The sequence below is a fragment of the Halobacillus sp. SY10 genome (genome assembly GCF_045401165.1).
Classification (GTDB): Bacteria; Bacillota; Bacilli; order Bacillales; family Halobacillaceae; genus Halobacillus; species Halobacillus aidingensis.
In genome coordinates, this window is record NZ_CP174345.1 from 3826685 (window position 1) to 3850590 (window position 23906).

Sequence of the window (23906 nt, forward strand, 5' to 3'; positions counted from 1 at the left end):
GATCACCAAGGACAGCTCCCCATATTGATGAGTCCTTTGAAGAGTATAATTTAGCACCTTTCTAACAAGAGCTTTTATACCCCTATTTTTTGACAAAAAAACAGGCAAACATCTGAGACAATTTGCCTGTTTTTGTTCAAAATGATGAAGTCCCTCTCAAGAGAGAGGGTATCATTATTATGAAAGGTTATATTTCTTCTTGAAGCGATCCACACGGCCGCCAGCTTTGTCAGCTTTCTGCTTACCTGTGTAGAACGGGTGAGACGCAGAACTAATCTCTACGCGGATCAATGGATAAGTGTTTCCATCTTCCCACTCGATTGTTTCTTCAGAAGACTTAGTAGACCCTGTTAGAAACTTGAAATTAGAACTTGTGTCTAGGAATACGACTTTACGGTATTCTGGATGAATTCCTGCTTTCATGTTCTTCCACTCCTTTTTGCCCTGAATCCTTTGGAAACAGAGTTATTGTAAGAGCCGTCGAAGGTTCGTGATAACACCTTGTACTGAAACTCACATAGAATGATTATAACAGGGGCTCCCCCCTGATGCAACATCCAGTTTCAAGAAACATACAATCGGTGAAACCATGAATCCTTCTTAACGACGGGCGGCTGTTGCTTTCCCTTTCATATCTTTATCCATGAGATCGAAAAACTCTTCATTATTTTTCGATGCTCTCAAGCGACGCAGGAACCTGTCCGTGAAGTCCTGCGAATCAGACATCGATTTCCTGATGGCCCAGATTTTATCAAGGTGCGTCTGAGGCAGAAGCAATTCTTCTTTTCTTGTTCCAGAACGAAGAATATCGATCGCAGGGAAGATCCGGCGCTCAGCAAGACTGCGATCAAGATGCAGCTCCATGTTTCCTGTCCCCTTGAATTCCTCATAAATGACGTCATCCATGCGCGAACCTGTGTCCACAAGGGCGGTGGCAAGAATCGTCAAGCTCCCTCCCTCTTCAATGTTACGCGCAGCCCCGAAGAATCGTTTCGGACGGTGGAAGGCAGCGGGGTCGATTCCTCCTGACAATGTACGTCCACTTGGAGGGATGACTAGGTTGTAGGCGCGAGCTAAACGAGTGATGCTGTCCATGAGAACAATAACATCGCGTTTATGCTCTACAAGACGCATCGCTCTTTCCAACACTAGTTCAGAAACCTTGATGTGGTTTTCTGGAACTTCATCGAACGTAGAGCTGACAACATCCACATCCGGCGCTACGGAGCGCTCAATATCTGTCACCTCTTCCGGACGTTCATCGACAAGCAGAATGATGAGCTTTGCATCGGGGTGATTTGTAGAAATGCTGTTGGCCATTTGCTTTAAAAGCATCGTCTTTCCTGCTTTTGGTGGAGCGACAATCAAACCACGCTGACCATAACCAACGGGCGCCATCAAATCCATAATGCGTGTGGAAAGCTTTTTCGTCTCCGTTTCCAGCTTCATTTGACGATCCGGATACAATGGGGTCAACGCAGGGAAGTGTACCCTCTCCTTCGCAGAGTCTGGGTCCTCACCGTTTACGGCATCTACGTGCAGCAAACCATAATAACGTTCGTTCTCTTTCGGGGGACGTACCTTACCGGATACCTTGTCCCCATTTCTTAAGTCAAAACGACGGATTTGTGAGGCAGAAATGTAAATATCCTCTGCGCTTGGAGAATAATTGATTGGTCGTAAAAAACCGAATCCTTCTGAAGGAATAATCTCAAGGATTCCGTCCATGAAAAGGAAACCATCTTTTTCAGCCTGGGCTTTTAAAATCGCGAAAATCAATTCGCGCTTTGTCAATTTTGCATAGTAAGAGACTTTATATTGTCTAGCTTTAGCATAAAGCCCTTTCAATGTCATTGTTTCTAAATTGGAGATTGTTAAATCCGCCACGTGATCACCACTTTTTATTAGTTTTCTTTATTTTCAAGTCATGCAGACGAACGCATAAAATCTTTGGGGGACATCATGTTTTTTACAACCCTAAAGATGGAAAGGCTAAAAAAACTCGGACATGACACCCTTTTATTACATATAGAATTAAAAACTTCTCTAAAGGATTTATTGAATGGCCCTGCATTAATAGAGGATCTGCTTCCTAACAAAGGAAAACATTCCTTCAGCAGAACTTTTTTGTTAGAAGAATGAGAAGAAGTTAAGTGAAGTCAGTAAATAGAAGCATAAGGAGACGTGTGTCATTATCTTCTATCCTAATCAAACAATCTTTATTGTACTCCTGTCTTTCTACAGTTTCAATGCTAATTTGTGAAATGTTTAAGAAGGTGGGTTTTTGTAGATGAAGAGGAAGCTGGTTTGAACACAGCTTCCTCTCTCTTTGATGAAGGTTGTTTTCACTATGGTTTCATGACCAAATTCGGCTTTTTCTTCAGGCTGTGGTCTCCGTCAATGAAACGGACCGTCCCTGATTTAGCCCTCATGACTAACGTTTGAGTCGTCGCTTTCTGTCCTTTAAATTGCACGCCTTTAAGGAGTTCCCCATCGGTGACACCGGTGGCTGCGAAGATGGCATCATCCCCTCCACAGAAATCTTCCATGTAAAGGACTTTGTCGACATCTTCAATCCCCATCTGTTCACAACGGAGACGTTCCTCATCATTGGCAGGTAGAAGCTTTCCTTGGATTTCACCTCCAAGGCATTTCAGTCCGACGGCTGCAAGCACTCCCTCAGGGGCCCCGCCTATTCCGAACAGAATATCTACACCTGTATGATCGAAGGCTGTATTGATCGCTGCGGCGACATCACCGTCAGGGATCAGCTTGATTCTTGCGCCAGCTTCGCGGATCTCCTCAATGATCCCCTGGTGGCGTTCGCGATTCAAGACGACGGCAACGACATCTTCCACATCTTTCTTTTTCGCCTCAGCGACGGCTTGCAGGTTTTCTGTAATGGAGGCGTTGATATCCACTTTCCCTACAGCCTCCGGACCGACGGCTATTTTATTCATATACATGTCAGGGGCATGTAAAAGCTGCTTATGATCAGCGATCGCTATGACAGCAAGGGCATTCCACGTTCCTTGAGCCACGATGTTTGTCCCTTCGAGTGGATCGACAGCTACATCAACTCTTGCTCCGTACCCATTGCCTAGTTTTTCACCAATATAAAGCATAGGCGCTTCATCCATTTCCCCTTCTCCGATCACGACGGTCCCTTTCATCGGGATCGTATCAAACACATCGCGCATGGCTGAGGTCGCCGCATCATCGGCTTCCTCTTTTTTTCCTCTCCCCATCCAACGCGCAGATGACAATGCAGCTGCTTCCGTGACTCTTACTAATTCCATCGATAGACTTCTTTCCATGGTGATCTCCCCAATCAAACAAAGATTTTCCCTCATCTCCCCATGGAAATCATGTAGCTACGAATTTTGGAATTGCTCGATTTCTTCGTCTGACATCTCCTCATACCAGACTTTTGCACCTAAATCGATCAGCTTGTTCGTAATGTTTTCATATCCTCGTTCAATGTGATCGACACCTGTAATCTCGGTAACACCATCAGCCATCAATCCAGCTATGACAAGAGCTGCTCCTGCACGAAGGTCTGTCGCTTTCACTTTCGCTCCTTGCAACTTAGAAGGACCTGTCACAATCGCGGAACCACCTTCGACCTTAATTGAAGCATTCATACGCCTCAATTCATCGACATGCTTGAAACGGGCCTGATAGATGGTATCTGTGACTACACCCGTGCCTTGCGTCTGTGTGAGTAAGGATGTGAACGGCTGCTGTAAATCTGTTGGAAAGCCCGGATAAACGAGTGTCTTAATATCGACGCTCCTCAAGTCTTTTCCTGGTTTGACGTACAGCTGTTCATCATTCTCTTCAATGGTGACTCCCATCTCCCGCAGTTTCGCTAAAAGTGACTCCAAGTGTTGCGGAATGACGTTATCAATGATCATCTCCTCACCTTGAGCAGCGGCCATAATCGTGTATGTCCCTGCTTCAATGCGGTCCGGGATAATCGTGTGAAGACAGCCTTTCAGTGTATCCACACCTTCAATACGGATGACGTCTGTACCTGCACCTTTGATTTTCGCCCCCATACTTGTCAAAAGGGTGGCAACATCAATGATTTCAGGTTCTTTCGCCGCATTCTCGATAACCGTCTTCCCTTTTGCACGGACGGCAGCCAGCATGATATTGATCGTGGCTCCGACACTGACGACGTCTAAATAAATACGGGCACCCTTAAGTTCTCTTGCACGAAGGTAAATCGCGCCTTGTTCATTTGTCACTTTTGCACCAAGAGCTTCAAACCCTTTAATGTGCTGGTCGATCGGCCTTGGGCCTAAATGACAGCCACCAGGCAAGCCGATAACAGCCTTATTAAAGCGGCCAAGCATCGCTCCCATAAAATAATAGGAAGCTCTCAACTTTTTAACTTTCCCATTCGGCAAGGGCATGTCGACCATTTCAGAAGGATCGATATGTACGGTTCTTCCGTCTTTACGCACCGAGCCACCGATCTCTTCCAACAAGTCCGACAAGATCCCGACATCAGAAATGTCCGGAAGACCTTCGATCGTCACAGGGGTTTCTGCCAAAATTGCCGCTGGCAGCAAGGCTACAGCACTGTTTTTAGCACCGCTCACCCGCACCTGTCCACGTAATGGTCTTCCGCCTTCCACTAATAGTTTATGCATGTGAAACTCCTCGCTTTAAGGTGAAGATTATGATTTTAGTATGTGCAATATTTTCCAAAACACACGACTATTTTTGATTATTCCAGTCATTCAAGAATTTTTCAATCCCCTGATCCGTCAATGGATGCTTAACAATCTGGCTCAAAACTTTGAAAGGAATTGTAGCAATGTGCGCCCCGTGGATAGCCGCTTCTGTTACATGGACGGGGTGGCGGACAGATGCTGCAATGATTTCCGTGTCAATGGCATGGCGGTCAAAGATTTCTGAAATCTGCGCAACAAGTTCCATTCCGTTATGGCCGATATCATCAAGCCTTCCAAGGAATGGTGATACGTAGGAAGCACCAGCACGGGCAGCCATCAACGCCTGATTGGCTGAGAAAACCAAAGTTACATTTGTTTTGATGTTCAAATCACTGAAAGCTTTCACTGCTTTCAGACCTTCCAGCGTCATCGGTACTTTCACAGTAATGTTCGGGGCAATAGCAGCAAGGTCCTTCCCTTCCTGAATCATCCCTTCCGCATCTTCAGAGATGACCTCTGCACTGACAGACCCATCTACTTCATCCGTGATTTCTTTCAGACGGTCATGAAAAGATACTCCTTCTTTCGCTACAAGGCTCGGGTTTGTCGTTACACCCGCTAAGAGCCCAAGTGCGTTCGCTTCCCGAATATCTTCTATGTTTGCCGTATCAATGAAAAATTTCATATCCCCACTCCTCTTCGCTTCTTTTTGTTGCTCCAAGTTGATGAAAAAAGTCGAATGATGGCGTTTTCACACATGATGAAAAGGAAACCGCTACAGTGTAGCGGCTTCCTCCAAACTATTTTTACGCTTTTTGAGAAGATCCGAATTCACGCATCTTGCCAATAACCGTTTCCTTGATCGCATCACGACCAGGTCCAAGGTATTTACGTGGATCGTACTGTTCAGGCTGTTCAGCAAGAACTTGACGAACGGCTTTACCTTGAGCCATTTGGTTCTCAGTGTTTACGTTAATTTTAGCTGTACCGAAAGAAATAGCTTTCTTGATATCAGCTGTTGGAATGCCTGTACCACCGTGAAGAACAAGTGGCTTGTCAACAAGTCCCATGATTTCTTCCATGCGGTCAAAGCCAAGGTTCGGCTCACCTTTGTAAGGTCCGTGTACAGAACCAAGCGCTGGTGCGAATACATCAACGTTTGTTTCGTCGACCAATTGCTTACACTCAGAAGGGATTGCGTATGCTGCTTCCGCATCATCAACGATGATATCGTCTTCTTGTCCACCTACACGGCCAAGCTCTGCTTCAACAGAAACACCGTGGATGTGTGCAAGTTCAACAACCTTGCGAGTAACAGCAATGTTCTCTTCAAGTGGATCGTGGGAAGCATCGATCATGACAGAAGTGAATCCAGCGTGGATCGCTTCTGCACATTTTTCAAAGCTTGAACCATGGTCCAAGTGAATCGCAACAGGTACTGTTGTACCATAAGACTTCATAAGTGCTTTTACCATGTCGACAACAACGTTGAAGCCGCCCATGTAGCGTCCTGCACCTTCAGATACACCCAGGATTACTGGAGACTGCTCTTCTTCAGCAGCCTGAAGAATCGCTTGAGCATATTCTAAGTTATTAAGGTTGAACTGACCTACGCCGTAGCGTTCTTCCTTAGCTTTTTCTAGCATTTCTTTCATTGATACTAGTGGCATGAAAGAATCCTCCTTTAGTTAGCGTACTGCATTGTATTTACAAGTCTGTTTCCATACGAAAACACACCATGTAAGTTTGGTTACAGTATTAGAATACCAATACCCTTTCTATGGTGCAACAGCAGGAGGATTATATAGCGCTTACATCGAGAAAAAAGTCATGAACGGCTGTGAACAAGGGTTCCATTAACCATTTCTTTCAATTTATGGATGTCAAATGGCTTAGCTATGATATCTGTTACAAAAGGAAAATCTGCTTCCTTCTCGATTGATTCCTTGGATGCCCCTGTAATGATGATGACAGGTGAGCCAAAGTGCATTTCTTCTAAGTAGAGCAACACTTCTTTGCCATGCATGACAGGAAGATTATAATCCATAATAATGAGATCCATGTCCTGTTCTTCCACAAAGTCACATGCTTCACGGCCTGTTTTTGCGCTTACGATTTCGTATCCCTCTGTTTTGAGAATCTCCTCTAACAGAAGTCGGATTCCTGGTTGGTCGTCCACGATTAGGATTCGATTTGCCATGCTTTTTACCTTCCCTTCTATCATCTTTTAGTTTAAATTCCTCTCACTATCTCTCTATCATGTATTTTCTATACATGAATGGCGTATTCCTGCACACGTATGTTCTGTTTGTCAAAATTTCTGTAAAAAATTCTCTTTTCACTAAAACTCCCGAGTATGGAAGACTCAGTTTCGAGACCTTTGTTGAGTGGTTGGGGCTGCGGGGAATAGCTCGCTTTCCGCGGGAGCGCGGTGAGCCTCCTCGGACTGCGTCCTGTGGGGTCTCACCCTGCACTTTTTCCTCTTAGGTATCCGGTTCCGGCGCCTAGCGGCTAGTGAGACTTCCCTCGCTTCTGTACGATAAGTCAACATCGAATCGCTGCGCTCTTCGTGTTTCCTTTATCTCCGCCAGCTCAGTCCAGTCCATACGCCGCTGATCGAGGCGCCTCCACACTAAGATAGGAGTCTCGCCAATCCCCTCCGCCCCTCTGCCATATAAGGATCTCGAAACCACTTCCGGAATAAGCTGCTTTTATGCACATGGTAATTGGAGGGGAATGAACTCCTAAAAACGCTATTCTGCATGCGAAAAGATTGGTATAGAGCGCTTTATGCTTATAACACCAGGATAGCGGAAGGCCCGCTCCCACAGTAAAGGGGGTCGTTTCTCACCTTCATGGAATGGGGTGGTTGGGAAGCTGCGAGACTCCCGTGGGAGAAGGAGATAGGCGAGATCCCGCAGGACGTAGTCCGAGGAAGCTCGGCGCTCCCCCACAGGAAAGCGAGTTGCTTCCCACCCCCCCCTGACGCTCAACACGGCAAACACCCCCTGAAACATCTCGAAATCGAGTCTTCCACAATCCTTCCATATACTTGAAAATCTTTATAAAAAAAGAGAGCCGATATCCCTGTCAGGGACATCGGCTCTCTTTCATTTATTATTGATTTGTTTTCATTGCTGCGCCGACGAAGCCGTGGAATAGTTCTTGGGGGCGGGTCGGGCGTGATTTGAATTCTGGGTGGAACTGGCTGGCTACGAACCATGGGTGATCTTCCACCTCGATGATTTCAACAAGACGGCCGTCCGGGCTTGTTCCGGAGAATTTGAACCCTGCCGCTTCCATTTGTTCGCGGTAATGGTTGTTGAATTCGAAACGGTGACGGTGACGCTCATACACCACTTCTTCTCCGTAAGCTTCCATCGCTTTGGTGCCTGGTTGCAGACGGGATGGATAAATCCCAAGACGAAGGGTACCACCAAGATCAGACACTTCTTTTTGTTCTGGAAGAAGGTCGATGATCGGGTGCTCCGTAGAAGGATCGATTTCTGCGGAATGTGCGCCTTTTAGTCCAAGGACGTTACGGGCAAATTCGACGGTTGCCAGCTGCATACCAAGGCAGATTCCGAGGAAAGGCACATGGTTTTCACGAGCATAACGGATAGCGTCGATTTTACCTTCAATTCCTCTGTCCCCAAAGCCTCCAGGAACAAGGATTCCGTCTACGCCCTGCAGTTCATCTGCAACATTCTGTGCGTGAAGGTTTTCAGAATTCACCCATTTCACTTCTACATCGGAATCGTAGCTGTAACCGGCATGTTTTAGTGCTTCTACTACGGAGATGTAAGCATCCGGAAGCTCTACATACTTACCGACAAGCGCAATGGTTGTCTTGTGCTGAAGGTTTTTAACTTGGTCAATCAGTTTGTTCCACTCTGTCATGTCAGCCGGTGGCAGGTCTAAGCCGAAGTGCTTACATGTCAGCTCGTCCAACTTTTGTTCCTGTAATGTAATCGGAATTTGGTAAAGCGTATCGGCATCACGCGCTTCAATAACAGCATTCTTATTAATGTCACAGAACAGAGCGATCTTTTCTTTCATATCTTCAGAGATCGCCATTTCTGTACGAAGAACGATGACATCAGGCTGGATACCTAGGGAGCGAAGTTCCTTAACACTATGCTGTGTCGGTTTTGTCTTCATTTCTCCCGCTGCGTTCAAATAAGGAACAAGCGTACAATGCAGGTACATCACATGCTCACGGCCGATATCACTCTTGATTTGACGAATCGCTTCAAGGAATGGAAGGGATTCGATGTCCCCAACAGTACCACCGATTTCCGTGATGACGACATCTGCGTTCGTTTCGTGACCAGCACGGAAGACACGTTCTTTGATTTCGTTCGTAATGTGAGGGATAACTTGGACCGTACCTCCCAAATAATCACCACGACGCTCTTTTTTAATGACGTTGGAATAAACTTTACCTGTCGTCACGTTGCTGAATTTATTCAGGTTAATATCGATGAAACGCTCATAGTGACCAAGGTCAAGGTCTGTCTCTGCTCCATCATCGGTTACGAAAACTTCCCCGTGTTGATATGGGCTCATCGTCCCCGGGTCTACGTTAATGTAAGGGTCGAATTTTTGGATTGTTACCTTCATGCCTCTATTTTTTAACAAACGTCCTAAAGATGCTGCCGTAATCCCTTTTCCTAAGGATGATACGACACCGCCAGTTACGAAAATGTATTTTGTTGCCACGTTGAATCCCTCTTTCTCTATTTGTCTTATTTAGTTATTCACTAATCCTTCTGTTTTGATAAGGGGCAATTACATAAAAGCACAAGCGTCCGAAGACCTCCATGGCGAAACTTTATGCGCGCTGGAGATCTTAGACGCCGAATGATACAAATGCACAGGCGCCTTAGCCATAACCAAGGCGCCTCTTTTTGATCGTATAAAAAAACAAAAAACGCTCCCCTCTCTCGGGGAGCGTTTGGAAATTTCGTTTCAGGAAATTAAAGAGCCCAAATAAGATTCTACTCATTTGACTTTTAAAAGTCAACCACCTTATTTATCTTCTTCTTCGTCGTCATCTCCAATGAAGCTGATGTCATCTTCCACGATTTCTTCCTCTTCTTCATCCAGGTCATCATCTTCATAATCACCTTCGAAGTCATCGTCGTCATCAAGATCTAAATCTTCATCTGTCAGCTCAAGATCATCCTCAAGCTCGTCCTCTTCTGCATCATCGAATTCGGATACACCCAATTCATCTTCAAGCAGCTTGGAAGGCTTCTTCTTTTTCTTCTTTTTCTTTTTACGTTTTTGTGGAAGGTTGGCAATCTCTTCTTCCATTTGTTCTACGGGGTACCACTTTTTCAAGCCCCAACGGTTCGTTCCGATTGTCATGAATTGACCGTCGATATTCATGTCCGTATAGAACTGAGCGATGTATTGTTCTCTCTGTGCATCAGTAAAACCTTTCATGTCTGCGATACGTTTGAAGATTTCATTAAAGTCAATCGCTTCACGTTCTTCTTCTAGGATTTTAGTAGCCAGTACAATCATGGAAGTTTCTTCAATTTGCTCTCGGCTCATTTGTTTTAAGCTCACGGTCCAGCACTCCTTTATATAAACAAAATAGAATAAGTGACCTCATGGGCATACGAATCACATTTAATCATACCATCCATTATATGAGTTGGCTTTGCAAAAATCAAATAGAGTCTTCCTTACCTTTTGTAGACAAACCTACATTAATTTAAACTTTCGATATAAAATAGAGGTTAGACATATATGTTGGTGTTCCAGCTATTTTATTTTAAAATAAAGGTAGAATTGATCGAGAGAAGGAGAGACGAACTGTGCAAAATCATCCTTTTAACTGGGTGGCCACCATTATTGCCGCCTTAGCCGTAGGCATCTGGCTATTTACAAGCTTCGGTATGATCCATGAGGAACATAAAGAAGAAGCAGAAATCACATCAAAAACTCATAATGATGAAGGTTACTTTGTAGAAGTAGATGACAAAAAAATCCACGTCAAAGATACGAGTACATGGATGCTGTTAAAAGAAGGCGAAACGTATAACCTTACTTATGAATGGTATGGAATGAAAAAACCTTATGTAACCGAAGTGAATCAAGCCCATGACGATGATCAAGTCGGCGGTCACTAATAGAATGGCCCTCGCTAAGTTAGCGAGGGCTTTTTTTCTGCTCCTACATATTAGCAGGTTTCAGTGAAATATTAGCGGCTTTTCACCATATATTAGCAGGTTTCGGCTTGATATTAGCGGCTTTCCTTCATATATTAGCGACTCACACCAATATATTAGCAACCATTACATATTCCTTCTATACTGCCCGCCTACTTCATAAAGCGCGTTCGTAATTTGGCCGAGACTCGCGACTTTGACGGTTTCCATCAATTCTTCAAAAATGTTTCCTCCGCCAGACGCCACTTGTTTCAAGCGTTCCAATGCTTCCTCGGCTTCACTCTCATGCGATGTTTGGAAGTTGCGTAATTCTGTAATCTGGTGTTCTTTTTCCTCTTTGGACGCACGGGCGAGTTCCATGGAGTCGATTTCCTCTTCGGAAGGCGGATTCGGGTTCAAGTATGTGTTCACGCCGATGATTGGAAGTTCGCCGGAATGTTTTTTCCCTTCATAATAAAGAGATTCTTCCTGGATTTTGCCTCGTTGATACTGACGTTCCATCGCACCGAGTACTCCGCCTCGGTCATTGATACGTTCAAACTCCTGCAATACCGCTTCTTCGACAAGGTCGGTCAGCTCTCTGATGATATAGGATCCTTGCAGAGAGTTTTCGTTTTTCGTCAGGCCGAACTCTTTGCTGATGATCATCTGAATGGCCATCGCTCTTCGAACAGACTCTTCTGTGGGTGTCGTAATCGCTTCATCGTAGGAGTTCGTATGCAGGGAGTTACAGTTATCCTGGATGGCAATCAGTGCCTGCAATGTTGTACGAATGTCGTTAAAGTCAATTTCCTGGGCGTGGAGGGAGCGGCCGGATGTTTGAATGTGATACTTCAACTTCTGGCTTCGTTCGTTGGCCCCGTATTTATCACGCATGACGATAGCCCAAATTCGGCGGGCCACACGTCCGAGCACCGTATATTCTGGATCCAAACCGTTGGAGAAAAAGAAGGACAAGTTTGGTGCGAACTTGTTGATGTCCATTCCTCTGCTCAAGTAGTACTCAACATAGGTGAATCCGTTGGCAAGTGTGAAAGCGAGCTGTGTAATCGGGTTCGCTCCTGCTTCTGCGATATGATAACCGGAAATGGAAACAGAATAATAATTGCGTACTTCGTTGTCGATGAAATACTGCTGAATATCTCCCATCATCCGAAGCGCGAATTCTGTAGAGAAGATACATGTATTCTGTCCTTGGTCTTCTTTTAAAATATCTGCCTGGACCGTACCACGGACAACATTGATGGTCTTAGCTTTGATTGAAGACGCCTCTTCGGCATTCGGCTCACGGCCGTTTTCTTCCTTGAACTTTTCAAGCTGTTGATCAATCGCGGTATTGAAGAACATGGCAAGAATAATCGGCGCCGGACCGTTGATCGTCATGGAAACGGAGGTGGACGGGTCTACGAGGTCAAATCCGTCGTACAGTTTCTTCATATCTTCCAGTGTACAAATGTTGACGCCGCTTTCTCCGACTTTCCCGTAGATATCCGGACGTTCATCCGGATCTTCTCCATATAAGGTAACAGAGTCGAAAGCTGTACTGAGACGTTTCGCTTCGTCTCCTTCTGATAAATAGTGGAAGCGGCGGTTGGTCCGTTCCGGTGTTCCTTCTCCTGCGAACTGACGCTTCGGATCTTCCCCTTTCCGCTTGAACGGAAATACTCCCGCGGTAAAAGGAAAAGCACCCGGAACATTTTCACGTAACAGCCATGACAGGCGGTCGCCCCAGTCGGTATATTTCGGAAGCGCGACTTTTGGAACCTTCGTCCCGCTCAGGCTTTCGGTCGTGATATCCATCGTGATTTCCTTGTCACGCACTTTAAATGTGTACGAATCTCCGCTATAACGTTCATGAAGGGCGTCCCAGTCCTCCAGCTTCTCTTTTGCGTCACGAGAAAGATGCCGTTCGTAATCTTCAATCAAGCGCTGAAGGCTTTCTTTTGTCGCTTCATCTTCCACAAGCTCAAACGTACCTTTCAGCTGATAAAGTTTACGCGCTTGGTCTGCCTGATTTTCTGTTTCCTTATGGTAATTGCGGACAGCTAGAGCAAGATCACGCAAATATTGCTTGCGCTCATTCGGGATGATGACGTTCTGCTTTTCTACTTTTTCAATACCGGAAAAAGAGGTTTCATCTTCCCAGGAAAATCTATCGTTCAGCTGATCGACGATCGCCGCAAACAACGTATTTGTACCAGGATCATTGAATTGGCTCGCAATCGTCCCATAAACCGGGAACTTGCTGTCGTCTTCATGGAAAAGCATATGGCTGCGCTGGTACTGTTTTTTTACCTGATTAAAGGCGTCTTCGGATCCTTTTTGTTCAAATTTATTAATGACGATAAAGTCGGCAAAGTCGATCATATCAATTTTTTCAAGCTGTGATGGTGCACCGAATTCTGCTGTCATGACATACATGGACAAGTCAGTAATATCGGTGATCGCTGCATCCCCTTGACCAATGCCGCTTGTTTCTACAATGATAAAATCAACACCAGCTGCTTTGACGACTTGAATCGCTTCTTCCACGGCTGTCGAAAGCTCGGAGCGGGCGTCTCTTGTTGCAAGGGAGCGCATGTAAACACGCGGGTTGAAAATCGCGTTCATGCGAATGCGGTCGCCAAGTAAAGCCCCGCCTGTTTTCTTTTTCGTCGGATCGACAGATAGGATCGCAATCTTCTTATCAGGAATTTCATTGACGAAGCGGCGGATCAATTCATCCGTAAGCGAGCTTTTCCCCGCTCCCCCTGTACCTGTAATCCCAAGAACGGGAATCGTTTTTTTCTGTATTTTTTCAACAGCGCTCTCAAATGCTGCAACGGCTTCCCTTTCTTTCTTCGGCGTATTCTCAACGTAAGTAATGAAACGCGCAATGGACTGATGATCTCCGGATGAGAGGCCTTCGACTCCTTTCTCCACATCAAGAGGCGGTAGGAAATCACACTCTTCGATCATTAAGTTGATCATGCCCTGAAGGCCTAGTGTACGACCATCTTCCGGCGAAAATACGCGTGCTACCCCGTACTCATGAAGCTCTTTGATTTCGCGAGGGATGATGACTCCTCCCCCTCCACCGTAGACGCGGATGTGTCCTGCGCCCTTCTGTTCAAGCAGGTCGACCATGTATTTAAAGTATTCCACATGTCCTCCCTGGTACGAAGATATCGCGATCCCTTGAGCATCTTCCTGGATCGCCGCGTTGACCACTTCCTCAACGGAACGGTTATGGCCGAGGTGAATAACCTCGGCCCCTGTCGCCTGAAGAATCCGTCTCATAATATTGATTGATGCATCATGACCGTCAAAGAGACTCGAGGCCGTCACGAAGCGAACAGGGTTTTTCGGCTTATAGATTGTCGGTTGTTCCATATCCGATCATCCTTTCTATTGAAGTGTTTCTTCTTTATCGAGACCTTTCAATAACAACTGAATCTGCGTATCGGTGTAGCTTTCAATAGTAAACGTGCGCTGAAGAATCCAGCGGCGGAATCCCCACATCTGGCCCTGAACAAAAATGTTGTTGGCGATCAGTTTGATTTCTTCCTCCGGGTGCTCTCCAGGGAGGCTGTTGACGATGACTTGTTCGAGCATCGCCACCATATCGCGCTCCTTTTGCAAAACATAATCCTGAGCATCACGGGATAGGGATTTTACTTCCTGATACATGACGAGCACCTCATCCTGCATATCATCCATCAATTGAAAGTAGGAGCGAATCGCATGGGTCAGACTTTGCACACTCGTCTGGTGAGGGTCAATCGCATCTTCCATCCGTTCTTTGACTCGCTGATAGATAGAGTCACAAACGAGAAACAGAACGTCTTCTTTTTTTCGAATGTATTCGTAGAGGGTTCCGATACTGAACCCGGAAGCCTTGGCAATTTCCCGAGTTGTCGTCTTGTGGAATCCCTTTTCAATAAAAAGAGTGACCGCGCCCTTGATCATCTGATTCCTACGCTTGGAGACGAGCGCTTCATCTTTAATGGTTGAAGGTACTTGTTTTTCAGGCAAACTCACTCCCCCTTCCTTACCCATTCACGAAACCAGGACCGAGCCAATTCATAGGGATCCGCATCCGGGTTTTGAAAAACTTTGAGCTTCTGCGCGTCTCTTTCAATCTCACCTTTGACTTCCCGCCAGATTTCTTCCCGGATTAAATCGTACACTTCCAGCTGTAGCTGTTGTTTACGACGCTCCGCCCCTTTGTTCGTCTCATACAGAAACTCACGGTGGCTTTTCATGCTTTCATAGAGTTCTGCCATCCCTTTGGCTTCGGTCGAGATTGTTTGGACGATCGGCGGTTCCCATCCCTCGGGGTGGACGATCATCATGTATTCTTCGAGTGTGGACTTCAGCTTTCTTACTCCTGGCAAATCTGCTTTGTTAATGATGAAGAGATCTGCAATTTCCATAATTCCCGCCTTGAAAATTTGCAGTACATCTCCACTATTCGGTGTCAGCACCAGTCCTGTCGTATCCACGACTTTCATAATATCGAGCTCGGACTGACCGACCCCGACCGTTTCTACGAGAACGACATCAAATCCGTAAGCATCACATACACGGATACTGTCTTTCGTCGCCCGGGCTAATCCCCCGAGGCTTCCTCTTGTCGCCATGCTGCGTATGAAAATTCCGGGGTCGAGAAAATGCTGGTTCATCCTCGTACGATCTCCAAGCAATGCTCCTCCACTGAATGGACTGGTAGGATCAACCGCTATGACAGCGACTGTGAGATCCTGCTGTCTCAAATAGGTGAGCAATTGATTGATCAGCGAGCTTTTCCCTGCTCCCGGTGAACCTGTAATACCGATGTAATGCGCTTGTTTTTGGATAGAAAAAATATCACTCATCAGCGAAAGTTTTTCTTCATCTTCATTTTCGATCAACGTAATCGCTCGGGCCAACGCCCTCATATCCTGCTTTTGGATTCGTTCAGCCAGTGGATGCATAACGCTGACCTTCTATTGGGTGACCATACGGCCGACAACGAGCCTTTGGATTTCTTGTGTTCCTTCATAGATTTGAGTGATCTTCGCATCACGCATATATCGTTCGACTGGATAATCTTTCGTGTATCCATACCCTCCGTGAACCTGCACAGCTTCTGTCGTCACTTTCATCGCTGTATCTCCAGCAAATAATTTAGCCATGGCAGAAGCTTTGGAATAAGGCAGTCCTTCCGACTCTAAATAAGCCGCCTGATATGTGAGCAAACGAGAGGCTTCAATTTCTGTCGCCATATCAGCGAGCTTGAAGGAAATCCCCTGCAGATGTGCGATTGGCTTCCCAAACTGTTCACGCTCTTTCGCATAGTTTACGGATTCATCCAGCGCCCCCTGTGCAATTCCAACAGCTTGGGCGGCAATGCCGTTACGACCTCCATCGAGGGTCATCATCGCCACTTTGAATCCTTTGCCTTCTTCGCCGAGCAAGTTTTCTTTCGGAATCTTACAATCTTCGAAGATCAGTTCTGTTGTCGGAGATGAACGAATGCCGAGCTTTTTCTCTTTCTTGCCTGTCGTAAACCCTGGCGTATCTTTCTCTACGATGAAGGCGCTGATGCCACGGTTGCCTTCATTCGGATCTGTTTTGGCAAAAACGACATAGATGTCCGCCACGCCGCCATTCGTAATCCATACTTTGCTTCCGTTCAGCACATAATGGTCGCCATCAAGTTTCGCCTGCGTGCGCATAGAGGACACGTCACTACCTGCTCCTGGTTCTGACAAAGCGTAAGCGCCCAGCGCTTCACCTGAAGCGAGTTGAGTCAAATACTTTTGTTTCTGTTCTTCTGTTCCGAACTTATAGATCGGCCAGCTTGCTAAAGAGATGTGCGCAGAAAGCGTGACCCCTGTAGAAGCACAAACGCGGGAAAGTTCTTCCACCGCGATCACATAGCTGACAAAATCAGATCCGATGCCGCCATATTCTTCGGGCCACGGAGTCCCCGTCAAACCAAGCTCCGCCATTTTATCGAAGATTTCACGATCGAAGCGCTCCTCTTCATCTCTTTCAGCAGCCGTTGGTTCCACTTCATTTTTGGCGAAATCACGCACCATTTTTCTAAGCATTTCTTGTTCTTCTGTTAAAGTAAAATTCATTCTGTCATCCTCCTAGTCTCTGATCAGATGATTGCTTATGACGATTTTTTGGATCTCACTCGTACCTTCATAAATTTCACAAACCTTAGCGTCCCTGAAAAAGCGCTCGACCGCATAATCTTCGGTATAACCGTATCCACCATGCACCTGTACGGCTTCAATCGACGCTTTCACCGCTGTTTTTGAAGCCATCAGTTTGGCCATAGATACTTCTTTTCCGCACTTTTTACCGGCCGCCTGCAGAGAAGCGGCATTATATACGAGAAGCTTTGAAGCTTCCACTTCTGTTGCCATATCCGCGAGCTTGAACGAAACGCCTTGCAAGTGTGCAATTGGACGTCCGAACTGCTCGCGTTCTTTGGCATAAGAGACGGCATGCTCAAGCGCCGCTTCCGCGATTCCAAGGGACTGTGCGGCAATGCCGATTCGCCCGATGTTCAAATTGGCAAGCGCGATTTTATATCCTTCCCCTTCTTCCCCTAGCCGTTGGGAAACGGGAACCTCACATTGGTCAAAGTTCAGCGAAACGGTACTGGAGCCATGAAGCCCCATCTTTTTCTCTGCTTTACCGATGGAAAAACCAGGGGTGTCGCGCTCAACGATAAACGCACTCAAACCCTTCTTCGTTTCCACATCTGGATTCGTACGGGCGAAAACGATGAATGTATCTGCATTTCCTCCATTCGTGATGAACACTTTAGAGCCGTTAAGAATGTAACGGTCCTCCTGTTTTACTGCTCGCGTTTTCAGACTGCTGGCGTCGGAACCTGCACTCGGTTCTGTCAAAGCGAAGGCACCTAAAAATTCGCCTGAAGCCAGTTTAGGAATGTATTTGTTCTTCTGTTCTTCTGTACCGAAATACAGGATCGGGTTCGTTCCGACAGAGGTGTGGACAGATAAAATGACCCCAAGCGTCGCACTCACCTTTGAGATTTCGTGAATCGCGATGATATAGGAGATGTAATCCATCTCGGCGCCGCCGTACTTTTCCGGAATCGGCACCCCCATCAACCCAAGCTCTCCCATCTTCGGTAACAACTCAGAAGGGAATCGATCTTCCTGCTCCATTCGCTCCACAGCAGGAGCCACCTCTTTTTCTGCGAAATCGCGAACCATTTTCCTCATCATTTCCTGTTCATCCGTGAACTGCAAATTCATTCTCGTTCTCCCCTTTACACGTTAATCGTAGGTGTAAAAACCGCGTCCAGATTTCTTCCCGAGCCAGCCTGCTTTGACATATTTCCGTAAAAGCGGACATGGTCGATATTTGCTGTCTCCAAATCCTTCATGAAGGACTTCCATAATGTATAAACACGTATCAAGGCCGATAAAGTCAGCAAGGGTAAGTGGTCCCATCGGGTGATTCATGCCAAGCTTCATGACGGCATCCACATCTTCGGGCGATGCTACTCCTTCGTGAACGGTATAGATCGCTTCGTTGATCATCGGCATTAAAATGCGATTGGAAACGAACCCTGGAAAGTCCTCGACTTCGACAGGCGTTTTTTCCAATTTCTTTGTCATATCTTCAACCGCCTGATACGTTTCATCACTCGTTTGGATGGCACGGATGATTTCGACTAATTTCATAACCGGTACAGGGTTCATGAAGTGCATGCCGATCACTTGCTCTGGACGTTTGGTCGCCGCAGCTATTTCCGTAATCGGTAAGGATGATGTGTTCGTTGCCAAAATAGCATGTGAAGGAGTAATCTCATCCAGCTGTTGAAAAACGCTCACCTTCACATCCATGTTCTCAACGACGGCCTCCACGACAAGGTCACAGTCGGAGGCGTCCTTCAAGTCGGTCGTCGTCTGTAAGCGGCCATAAGTCGCCTTTTGATCTTCTTCGGTCATTTTTCCTTTTTCAACCGACCGCTTCAGGCGCTTTTCAACACCTGCAAGCCCCTGATCCAAGGCATCCTGGCTCATGTCATTCATTTTTACGTTCAATCCGGCCTGAGCAAAAACCTGGGCAATCCCAGCCCCCATCTGTCCTGCTCCAATGACCATAACTTGATTAATTGTCATCCCGCATTCCTCCTTATTGTTTCGGTACCTCGATCAATACGGCGTCTCCTTGACCTCCGCCAGAACAAATAGCTGCGATTCCAAGTCCACCACCGCGACGCTTCAATTCGTGAGCAAGCGTGAGAAGAATACGCGCCCCACTCGCTCCAATCGGGTGTCCAAGCGCAACAGCTCCACCGTTGACATTCACTTTTTCGTGATCCAGCCCGGCAATCTTGCCACTCGCTAAGGAAACGGCAGCAAAAGCTTCATTCACTTCAAATAGATCGATCTCTTCAATGGATTTCCCGGCTTTTTTCAACAATTTATTAATGACAAGTCCAGGTGTCTGTGGGAAGTCCTGGGCTTCAACTGCAATCTCGTCGTGCGCAAGAATCGTAGCCAGTGTCTCCGCACCTAATTCTTCTGCTTTCTCATCAGACATAAGCAGCATGGCGCAAGCTCCGTCATTGACTCCCGGTGCATTTCCTGCCGTGATGGTTCCCGTTTTATCAAAAACAGGGCGAAGTTTTGCCAGGGCTTCGACCGTTGTATCCTTTCGAGGCGCTTCATCTGTATCGACGACTTTCGGATCGCCTTTTCGTTGAGGGACTTCGACCGCTGTAATTTCTTCGCCAAGCTTCCCTTCTTCAATAGCTCTCACTGCTCTTTGATGGCTTTGATACGCCCATTCGTCCTGCGCTTCTCTCGTTAATTCGAATTCTTCAGCCGTACGGTTTCCGTAGTTGCCCATATGGACGTTTTCAAAAGAACATGTCAACCCATCATGCACCATCATATCCTTTACGGCACCGTCGCCCATACGGAATCCCCAGCGGGCTTTCGGCATAAAGTAAGGAGCATTGCTCATGCTTTCCATTCCACCAGCAACAATGATGTCCTCTTCCCCTAAACGAATGAACTGATCGCCCATCGTCACACTACGCATACCAGAGGCACATACTTTGTTGACGGTTTCTGTTTTTACATCCCAAGGGATGCCTGCTTCTCTAGAGGCCTGCCGGGAAGGCAGCTGCCCCTGTCCGCCTTGAAGGACGGTCCCCATAATGACTTCATCCACATCTTCCGCTTTCACATTGGCACGTTCCAAAGCTGCTTTGATTGCAATGCCTCCAAGCTTTGCAGCTGTCAAAGGTGCAAGGGATCCTCCGAATTTCCCAAAAGGGGTACGGGCTCCAGCAACAATTACGGTGTTACGCATGTTTATTCCTCCTCTTATTGATAACGCTTTCAAAATTGACGATTGAACGCTCGCTCAAAATCGCCCCATAAGGAAAGTGTACATAAAACGCTGTACACTTTCCACAATTTTCATACTATTTTTTCTTTTAACATGCTTGTTCGACAGTCAAAATATTGGTCAAACGTTTGATTAAGCTGTCTTTTCTTCGGTTTTATCAAACATGGACTTCGCAAGGATTTCGGCAATATCCATCGTGCTGACTTCCTCTTCCACTTCTTTCGCTTTTGTTCCATCAGAAAGCATCGTCAGACAAAATGGACAACCGCTGGAGATCATCGTCGGTTCTACTTCAAGCGCCTGTTCGGTACGTGCGACGTTGACCCGGTTTCCGGATTTCTCTTCCATCCACATCATTCCGCCTCCCGCTCCACAGCACATGCCGTTCGAACGATTACGCTTCATTTCCACCACTTCTACTCCAGGAATCATTTCAAGCACTTCACGCGGCGGCTGATATACTTCGTTGTAGCGGCCGAGGTAGCAGCTGTCGTGGTAAGTGATCTTCTCGTTTACGACCCCTTCTGGTTTCAAGCGTCCTTCTTTCAACCATTCAGCAAGCATCTCCGTATGGTGATACACTTCCGCTTCAAGTCCAAAGTCTGGATACTCATTTTTGAAAATGTTGTAGGCGTGCGGATCAATCGTAATGATTTTCTTCACATTATGTTTTTCGAATTCTTTCATGTTCTTTTCAGCAAGCTCCTGGAAAAGGAATTCGTTCCCCATACGGCGAGCCGTATCCCCGGAGTTTTGCTCTTTGTTACCAAGGATAGCGAATTTAATATCCGCTGCATTCATCAGCTTTGCAAAAGCCATTGCGATTTTCTGGCTGCGGTTATCGTAAGATCCCATAGAACTGACCCAGAATAAGTATTCGAATTCTTCTCCTGATTTCTTCAGTTCTTTCACAGTAGGGATTTGAACGTCCTCATCCAACTGTCTCCAGTCTTCACGTTCTTTCTTGGAAAGTCCCCACGGGTTCCCTTGACGCTCGATGTTCATCATCGCCCGTTGTCCGTCGGCATCCATCTTTCCTTCTGTCAAAACCAAGTAACGGCGAAGGTCTATGATTTTATCGACGTGTTCATTCATGACCGGGCAGGCATCTTCACAGTTACGGCAAGTCGTACAAGCCCAAAGCTCTTCTTCTGTGATGACATCTCCGATCAAACTCTTATTGTTCACTGCATCAAGCGTAGCTGCTGCTTCATCTGACCCTTGGGAGCGTGACATTTGTGCGAGCGTATTTCCTTCTGTCCCGGAAAACGCATAAGCTGGCACCCATGGAGATTGGCCGGTCACAGCCGCTCCTTTTTCCGTCAGGTGATCTCTCAATTTAATGATCAGATCCATCGGTGAAAGCATTTTCCCAGAGCCTGAAGCCGGGCAGACGTTGGTACAGCGTCCGCATTCCACACAGGCATAAAAATCGATCATTTGCAGTTGGTTGAAGTCTTCGATTTTTCCAACTCCAAAGGATACGTCTTCTTCATCGGCATCTTCGTCGATTTCAAAATCAATCGCCTTCAGTTTCCCTGGTGGTTCTTCACGGCTCAAGAATACGTTGACCGGTGCAGCGATCAAGTGAGCGTGCTTCGATTGAGGCACATAAACCATGAATGTTAGCAGGATAAGCAAGTGAATCCACCACATAATGAAGAATACAGTCGCAGCTGCCGCAGGAGGAAGCCACCCGAAAGCGCTTGCAATTCCGGACGCAACAGGTTCCGTCCATGCACCTTCATGTCCATGCCAGATGAGACCCATGCCATTTCCTACAAGAACGGTAACCATTAACGTTCCAATAAAAATAAGGACAAGTCCTGCTTTAAAGCCACGCTTCAAGCGAACCAACTTTTCAATATAACGGCGGTAGAACGCCCAAATGACAGCGACAAGGATCGTCAGTGTCACGATTTCCTGGAAGAAGGTAAAGCCTGGATAGAAAGGCCCTAAAGGCAGATGAGAATCTGGAGCTAGTCCCTTCCAGATAAAGTCGATCGCCCCGAATTGTACGAGGATGAATCCATAAAACATCATGACGTGGATGATGCCCGACTTTTTATCTTTCAAAAGCTTCTTTTGTCCGAATACGTAAATCCAAATCTTCTGTAAACGCCTCTTCAGCTGCCTGTCATACTCAAATTTTTTCCCCAGTTTAATGTAAGCGACGCGGGTCTGAACGACACGGACGAACAAGTACAGGCCGTAGACAAGGACGCCAAGGAATAAAATCCAGTTTGCCACCAACAACGGATTCATTGGTTCTCCCCCTCTTTGTTGTTGTCGCGCGATGGCGACTTCCCTTTTCTCCGATCAGAAAATCGACAAGTAATCTTATAATTTTCTGAATCTTATAGCTTTACTATAAATTATGAATGAGCATTCAGTCAACACATTTTCATGTTTTTCCTTTTGAAACCTTTAAAAACGGGGAAACTATGTGGAAGATATTTTTTAGGAGGTACGGAGATGCTCGTCACCATTATTCTATTCATCATTTTGTTCATTTTATTACTTGTCCTTGACTTCAAATGGGGACGGGCGAAACATAGAAAAAACCATAGACCCATCCCCCTGCCGGAAACAAGCGGCAATTACAAACTATATAAAAATGGTTCGGTCCTTTATGAACAGATGTTCCAGGAAATTTCCGAAGCGAAAAAACAAGTCGACATCTACTTCTACTTGATCGATAACGATTATATTAGTGAAAACTTCTTAGACGTATTGAAGAACAAAGCTCGAAATGGTGTTCCTGTCCGTCTTCTTGTCGACAGGCTCGGAGGGTACAAAATTAATAAGTCAACTAGAAAGAAACTAAAAGACGCAGGGGTTGCCTTCTACTTCGCCGAAACTCCCGGATTCCCCTTCTTTTTTTATCGATTAAATAGGAGAAATCATAGAAAAATTACGGTTATTGACGGAAAAGTAGGATATGTGGGTGGCTTCAACATCGGAAAGAATTATATAGGAGAATCAGCAAAGTTCGGAGACTGGAGAGACTATCACCTGCGTTTGACAGGCCCTGTCGTTTCACAAATCCATAAAGTGATGCTGGATGATTGGTACTTGGCTTCAGGAGAAACGCTTTCTCCTTGTCAACCTTCTGAAGACGGAAACCATAAAATGAACATTTTAGCAACGGACGGGGTCGAGCTGGAAAAAGAATTTGCGAAGATGATCGATTCTGCACAACGAGAAATCTTGATCGGCACCCCCTACTTCATTCCGACAGATAAATTACAAAAGGGCTTAAAGCAGGCGATTGACCGCGGGGTCGAGCTTCACATCATGATTCCAATGAAGGCCGATCATCCATTTGTAAAGCCGGCAGCTATCCCGTATTTAAAAGAGCTTTATGGAAAGGGAGCCACCATCCGGCTGTTTGATGCAGGCTTTTATCATTCTAAAGTCGTCATGGTAGACGAAACATTCGCAGATATCGGAACGGCCAATTTTGACCGCCGAAGCTTCTTTTTAAACAAGGAAGTCAATACTTTCGTGTATGATGAGGAGTTCATTGGTGACTTGAGAACGGCTTACTTCGAGGATGCCGCTGATGCCATAGCCTTCGATGAACACTGGCTCAAGCGCCGTTCATTCACTACGCGCCTGAACCAGAGAATCGCTGTATTGTTGAGGCCTTTCTTGTAAT

General features: G+C 46.2%; 19 protein-coding genes. 2 read left to right on the top strand and 17 right to left on the bottom strand.

The annotated features are described in order from the left end of the window. Positions 1 to 177: 177 nt before the first annotated feature. From ACJA3J_RS19375 to rpoE, 9 genes are all read right to left on the bottom strand, one after another. Complete coding sequence (locus tag ACJA3J_RS19375; RefSeq protein ID WP_089654859.1) at positions 178 to 423, bottom strand: type B 50S ribosomal protein L31; 246 nt, start codon at positions 421 to 423, stop codon at positions 178 to 180. Positions 424 to 600: 177 nt separating this feature from the next. Further along, positions 601 to 1887, bottom strand: a complete 1287-nt coding sequence (gene rho, locus ACJA3J_RS19380; protein WP_089654858.1) for a transcription termination factor Rho — start codon at positions 1885 to 1887, stop codon at positions 601 to 603. Positions 1888 to 2348: 461 nt separating this feature from the next. Continuing rightward, the gene (glpX, locus tag ACJA3J_RS19385) at positions 2349 to 3317 is read right to left on the bottom strand and encodes a class II fructose-bisphosphatase (RefSeq protein WP_406945036.1); all 969 of its coding nucleotides are present in this window, start codon (positions 3315 to 3317) and stop codon (positions 2349 to 2351) included. Positions 3318 to 3374: 57 nt separating this feature from the next. Further along, positions 3375 to 4661, bottom strand: a complete 1287-nt coding sequence (locus ACJA3J_RS19390; RefSeq protein WP_115823374.1) for a UDP-N-acetylglucosamine 1-carboxyvinyltransferase — start codon at positions 4659 to 4661, stop codon at positions 3375 to 3377. Positions 4662 to 4728: 67 nt separating this feature from the next. After that, positions 4729 to 5370: a fructose-6-phosphate aldolase gene (fsa, locus tag ACJA3J_RS19395; RefSeq protein WP_115893401.1), complete on the bottom strand. Its 642-nt coding sequence runs from the start codon at positions 5368 to 5370 to the stop codon at positions 4729 to 4731. A gap of 121 nt (positions 5371 to 5491) precedes the next feature. Further along, a complete protein-coding gene (gene fba / locus ACJA3J_RS19400; protein WP_075037173.1) occupies positions 5492 to 6355 on the bottom strand; it encodes a class II fructose-1,6-bisphosphate aldolase in 864 nt (287 codons plus the stop codon). Positions 6356 to 6513: 158 nt separating this feature from the next. After that, a complete protein-coding gene (locus ACJA3J_RS19405) occupies positions 6514 to 6885 on the bottom strand; it encodes a response regulator (protein WP_089654863.1) in 372 nt (123 codons plus the stop codon). 917 nt (positions 6886 to 7802) lie between these two features. Then, positions 7803 to 9407, bottom strand: a complete 1605-nt coding sequence (locus ACJA3J_RS19410) for a CTP synthase (RefSeq protein WP_089654853.1) — start codon at positions 9405 to 9407, stop codon at positions 7803 to 7805. A gap of 309 nt (positions 9408 to 9716) precedes the next feature. Continuing rightward, on the bottom strand, positions 9717 to 10262 hold the full coding sequence (rpoE, locus tag ACJA3J_RS19415; RefSeq protein ID WP_089654852.1) for a DNA-directed RNA polymerase subunit delta: 546 nt from the start codon (positions 10260 to 10262) through the stop codon (positions 9717 to 9719). A gap of 251 nt (positions 10263 to 10513) precedes the next feature. On the opposite strand from rpoE, the gene ACJA3J_RS19420 reads away from it, so the two are divergent. Next, positions 10514 to 10828, top strand: coding sequence for a hypothetical protein (locus ACJA3J_RS19420; protein ID WP_089654851.1), 315 nt, complete (start codon positions 10514 to 10516; stop codon positions 10826 to 10828). Positions 10829 to 10993: 165 nt separating this feature from the next. On the opposite strand, the gene icmF is transcribed toward ACJA3J_RS19420, so the two are convergent. From icmF to ACJA3J_RS19460, 8 genes are all read right to left on the bottom strand, one after another. Beyond that, on the bottom strand, positions 10994 to 14239 hold the full coding sequence (gene icmF, locus ACJA3J_RS19425; protein WP_406945037.1) for a fused isobutyryl-CoA mutase/GTPase IcmF: 3246 nt from the start codon (positions 14237 to 14239) through the stop codon (positions 10994 to 10996). 15 nt (positions 14240 to 14254) lie between these two features. After that, the gene (locus tag ACJA3J_RS19430) at positions 14255 to 14881 is read right to left on the bottom strand and encodes a TetR/AcrR family transcriptional regulator (RefSeq protein WP_089654849.1); all 627 of its coding nucleotides are present in this window, start codon (positions 14879 to 14881) and stop codon (positions 14255 to 14257) included. Positions 14882 to 14883: 2 nt separating this feature from the next. Then, entirely contained in the window at positions 14884 to 15822 is a 939-nt protein-coding gene (gene meaB, locus ACJA3J_RS19435) for a methylmalonyl Co-A mutase-associated GTPase MeaB (protein ID WP_406945038.1), read from the bottom strand. A gap of 12 nt (positions 15823 to 15834) precedes the next feature. Beyond that, complete coding sequence (locus ACJA3J_RS19440; protein ID WP_406945039.1) at positions 15835 to 16974, bottom strand: acyl-CoA dehydrogenase; 1140 nt, start codon at positions 16972 to 16974, stop codon at positions 15835 to 15837. A gap of 12 nt (positions 16975 to 16986) precedes the next feature. Beyond that, entirely contained in the window at positions 16987 to 18132 is a 1146-nt protein-coding gene (locus ACJA3J_RS19445; protein ID WP_406945040.1) for an acyl-CoA dehydrogenase, read from the bottom strand. 21 nt (positions 18133 to 18153) lie between these two features. Continuing rightward, on the bottom strand, positions 18154 to 19005 hold the full coding sequence (locus tag ACJA3J_RS19450; protein WP_406945041.1) for a 3-hydroxybutyryl-CoA dehydrogenase: 852 nt from the start codon (positions 19003 to 19005) through the stop codon (positions 18154 to 18156). Positions 19006 to 19018: 13 nt separating this feature from the next. Continuing rightward, positions 19019 to 20206: an acetyl-CoA C-acetyltransferase gene (locus tag ACJA3J_RS19455; RefSeq protein WP_406945042.1), complete on the bottom strand. Its 1188-nt coding sequence runs from the start codon at positions 20204 to 20206 to the stop codon at positions 19019 to 19021. A 171-nt stretch (positions 20207 to 20377) separates the two neighbouring features. Next, complete coding sequence (locus ACJA3J_RS19460) at positions 20378 to 22510, bottom strand: heterodisulfide reductase-related iron-sulfur binding cluster (RefSeq protein ID WP_406945043.1); 2133 nt, start codon at positions 22508 to 22510, stop codon at positions 20378 to 20380. 210 nt (positions 22511 to 22720) lie between these two features. On the opposite strand from ACJA3J_RS19460, the gene cls reads away from it, so the two are divergent. Continuing rightward, positions 22721 to 23905, top strand: a complete 1185-nt coding sequence (gene cls / locus ACJA3J_RS19465; protein WP_089654842.1) for a cardiolipin synthase — start codon at positions 22721 to 22723, stop codon at positions 23903 to 23905. The last annotated feature ends 1 nt before the right edge of the window (position 23906 follow it).

Excerpts from the sequence above, each read along its gene's own strand:
- ACJA3J_RS19455 (WP_406945042.1), bottom strand. The coding sequence starts at position 20,206 with ATGCGTAACACCGTAATTGTTGCTGGAGCCCGTACCCCTTTTGGGAAA.
- ACJA3J_RS19375 (WP_089654859.1), bottom strand. The coding sequence starts at position 423 with ATGAAAGCAGGAATTCATCCAGAATACCGTAAAGTCGTATTCCTAGAC.
- cls (WP_089654842.1), top strand. The coding sequence starts at position 22,721 with ATGCTCGTCACCATTATTCTATTCATCATTTTGTTCATTTTATTACTT.
- fsa (WP_115893401.1), bottom strand. The coding sequence starts at position 5,370 with ATGAAATTTTTCATTGATACGGCAAACATAGAAGATATTCGGGAAGCG.
- icmF (WP_406945037.1), bottom strand. The coding sequence starts at position 14,239 with ATGGAACAACCGACAATCTATAAGCCGAAAAACCCTGTTCGCTTCGTG.
- ACJA3J_RS19445 (WP_406945040.1), bottom strand. The coding sequence starts at position 18,132 with ATGAATTTGCAGTTCACGGATGAACAGGAAATGATGAGGAAAATGGTT.
- meaB (WP_406945038.1), bottom strand. The coding sequence starts at position 15,822 with ATGCATCCACTGGCTGAACGAATCCAAAAGCAGGATATGAGGGCGTTG.
- ACJA3J_RS19450 (WP_406945041.1), bottom strand. The coding sequence starts at position 19,005 with ATGACAATTAATCAAGTTATGGTCATTGGAGCAGGACAGATGGGGGCT.
- ACJA3J_RS19460 (WP_406945043.1), bottom strand. The coding sequence starts at position 22,510 with ATGAATCCGTTGTTGGTGGCAAACTGGATTTTATTCCTTGGCGTCCTT.
- fba (WP_075037173.1), bottom strand. The coding sequence starts at position 6,355 with ATGCCACTAGTATCAATGAAAGAAATGCTAGAAAAAGCTAAGGAAGAA.
- glpX (WP_406945036.1), bottom strand. The coding sequence starts at position 3,317 with ATGGAAAGAAGTCTATCGATGGAATTAGTAAGAGTCACGGAAGCAGCT.
- ACJA3J_RS19390 (WP_115823374.1), bottom strand. The coding sequence starts at position 4,661 with ATGCATAAACTATTAGTGGAAGGCGGAAGACCATTACGTGGACAGGTG.
- ACJA3J_RS19440 (WP_406945039.1), bottom strand. The coding sequence starts at position 16,974 with ATGAATTTTACTTTAACAGAAGAACAAGAAATGCTTAGAAAAATGGTG.
- ACJA3J_RS19405 (WP_089654863.1), bottom strand. The coding sequence starts at position 6,885 with ATGGCAAATCGAATCCTAATCGTGGACGACCAACCAGGAATCCGACTT.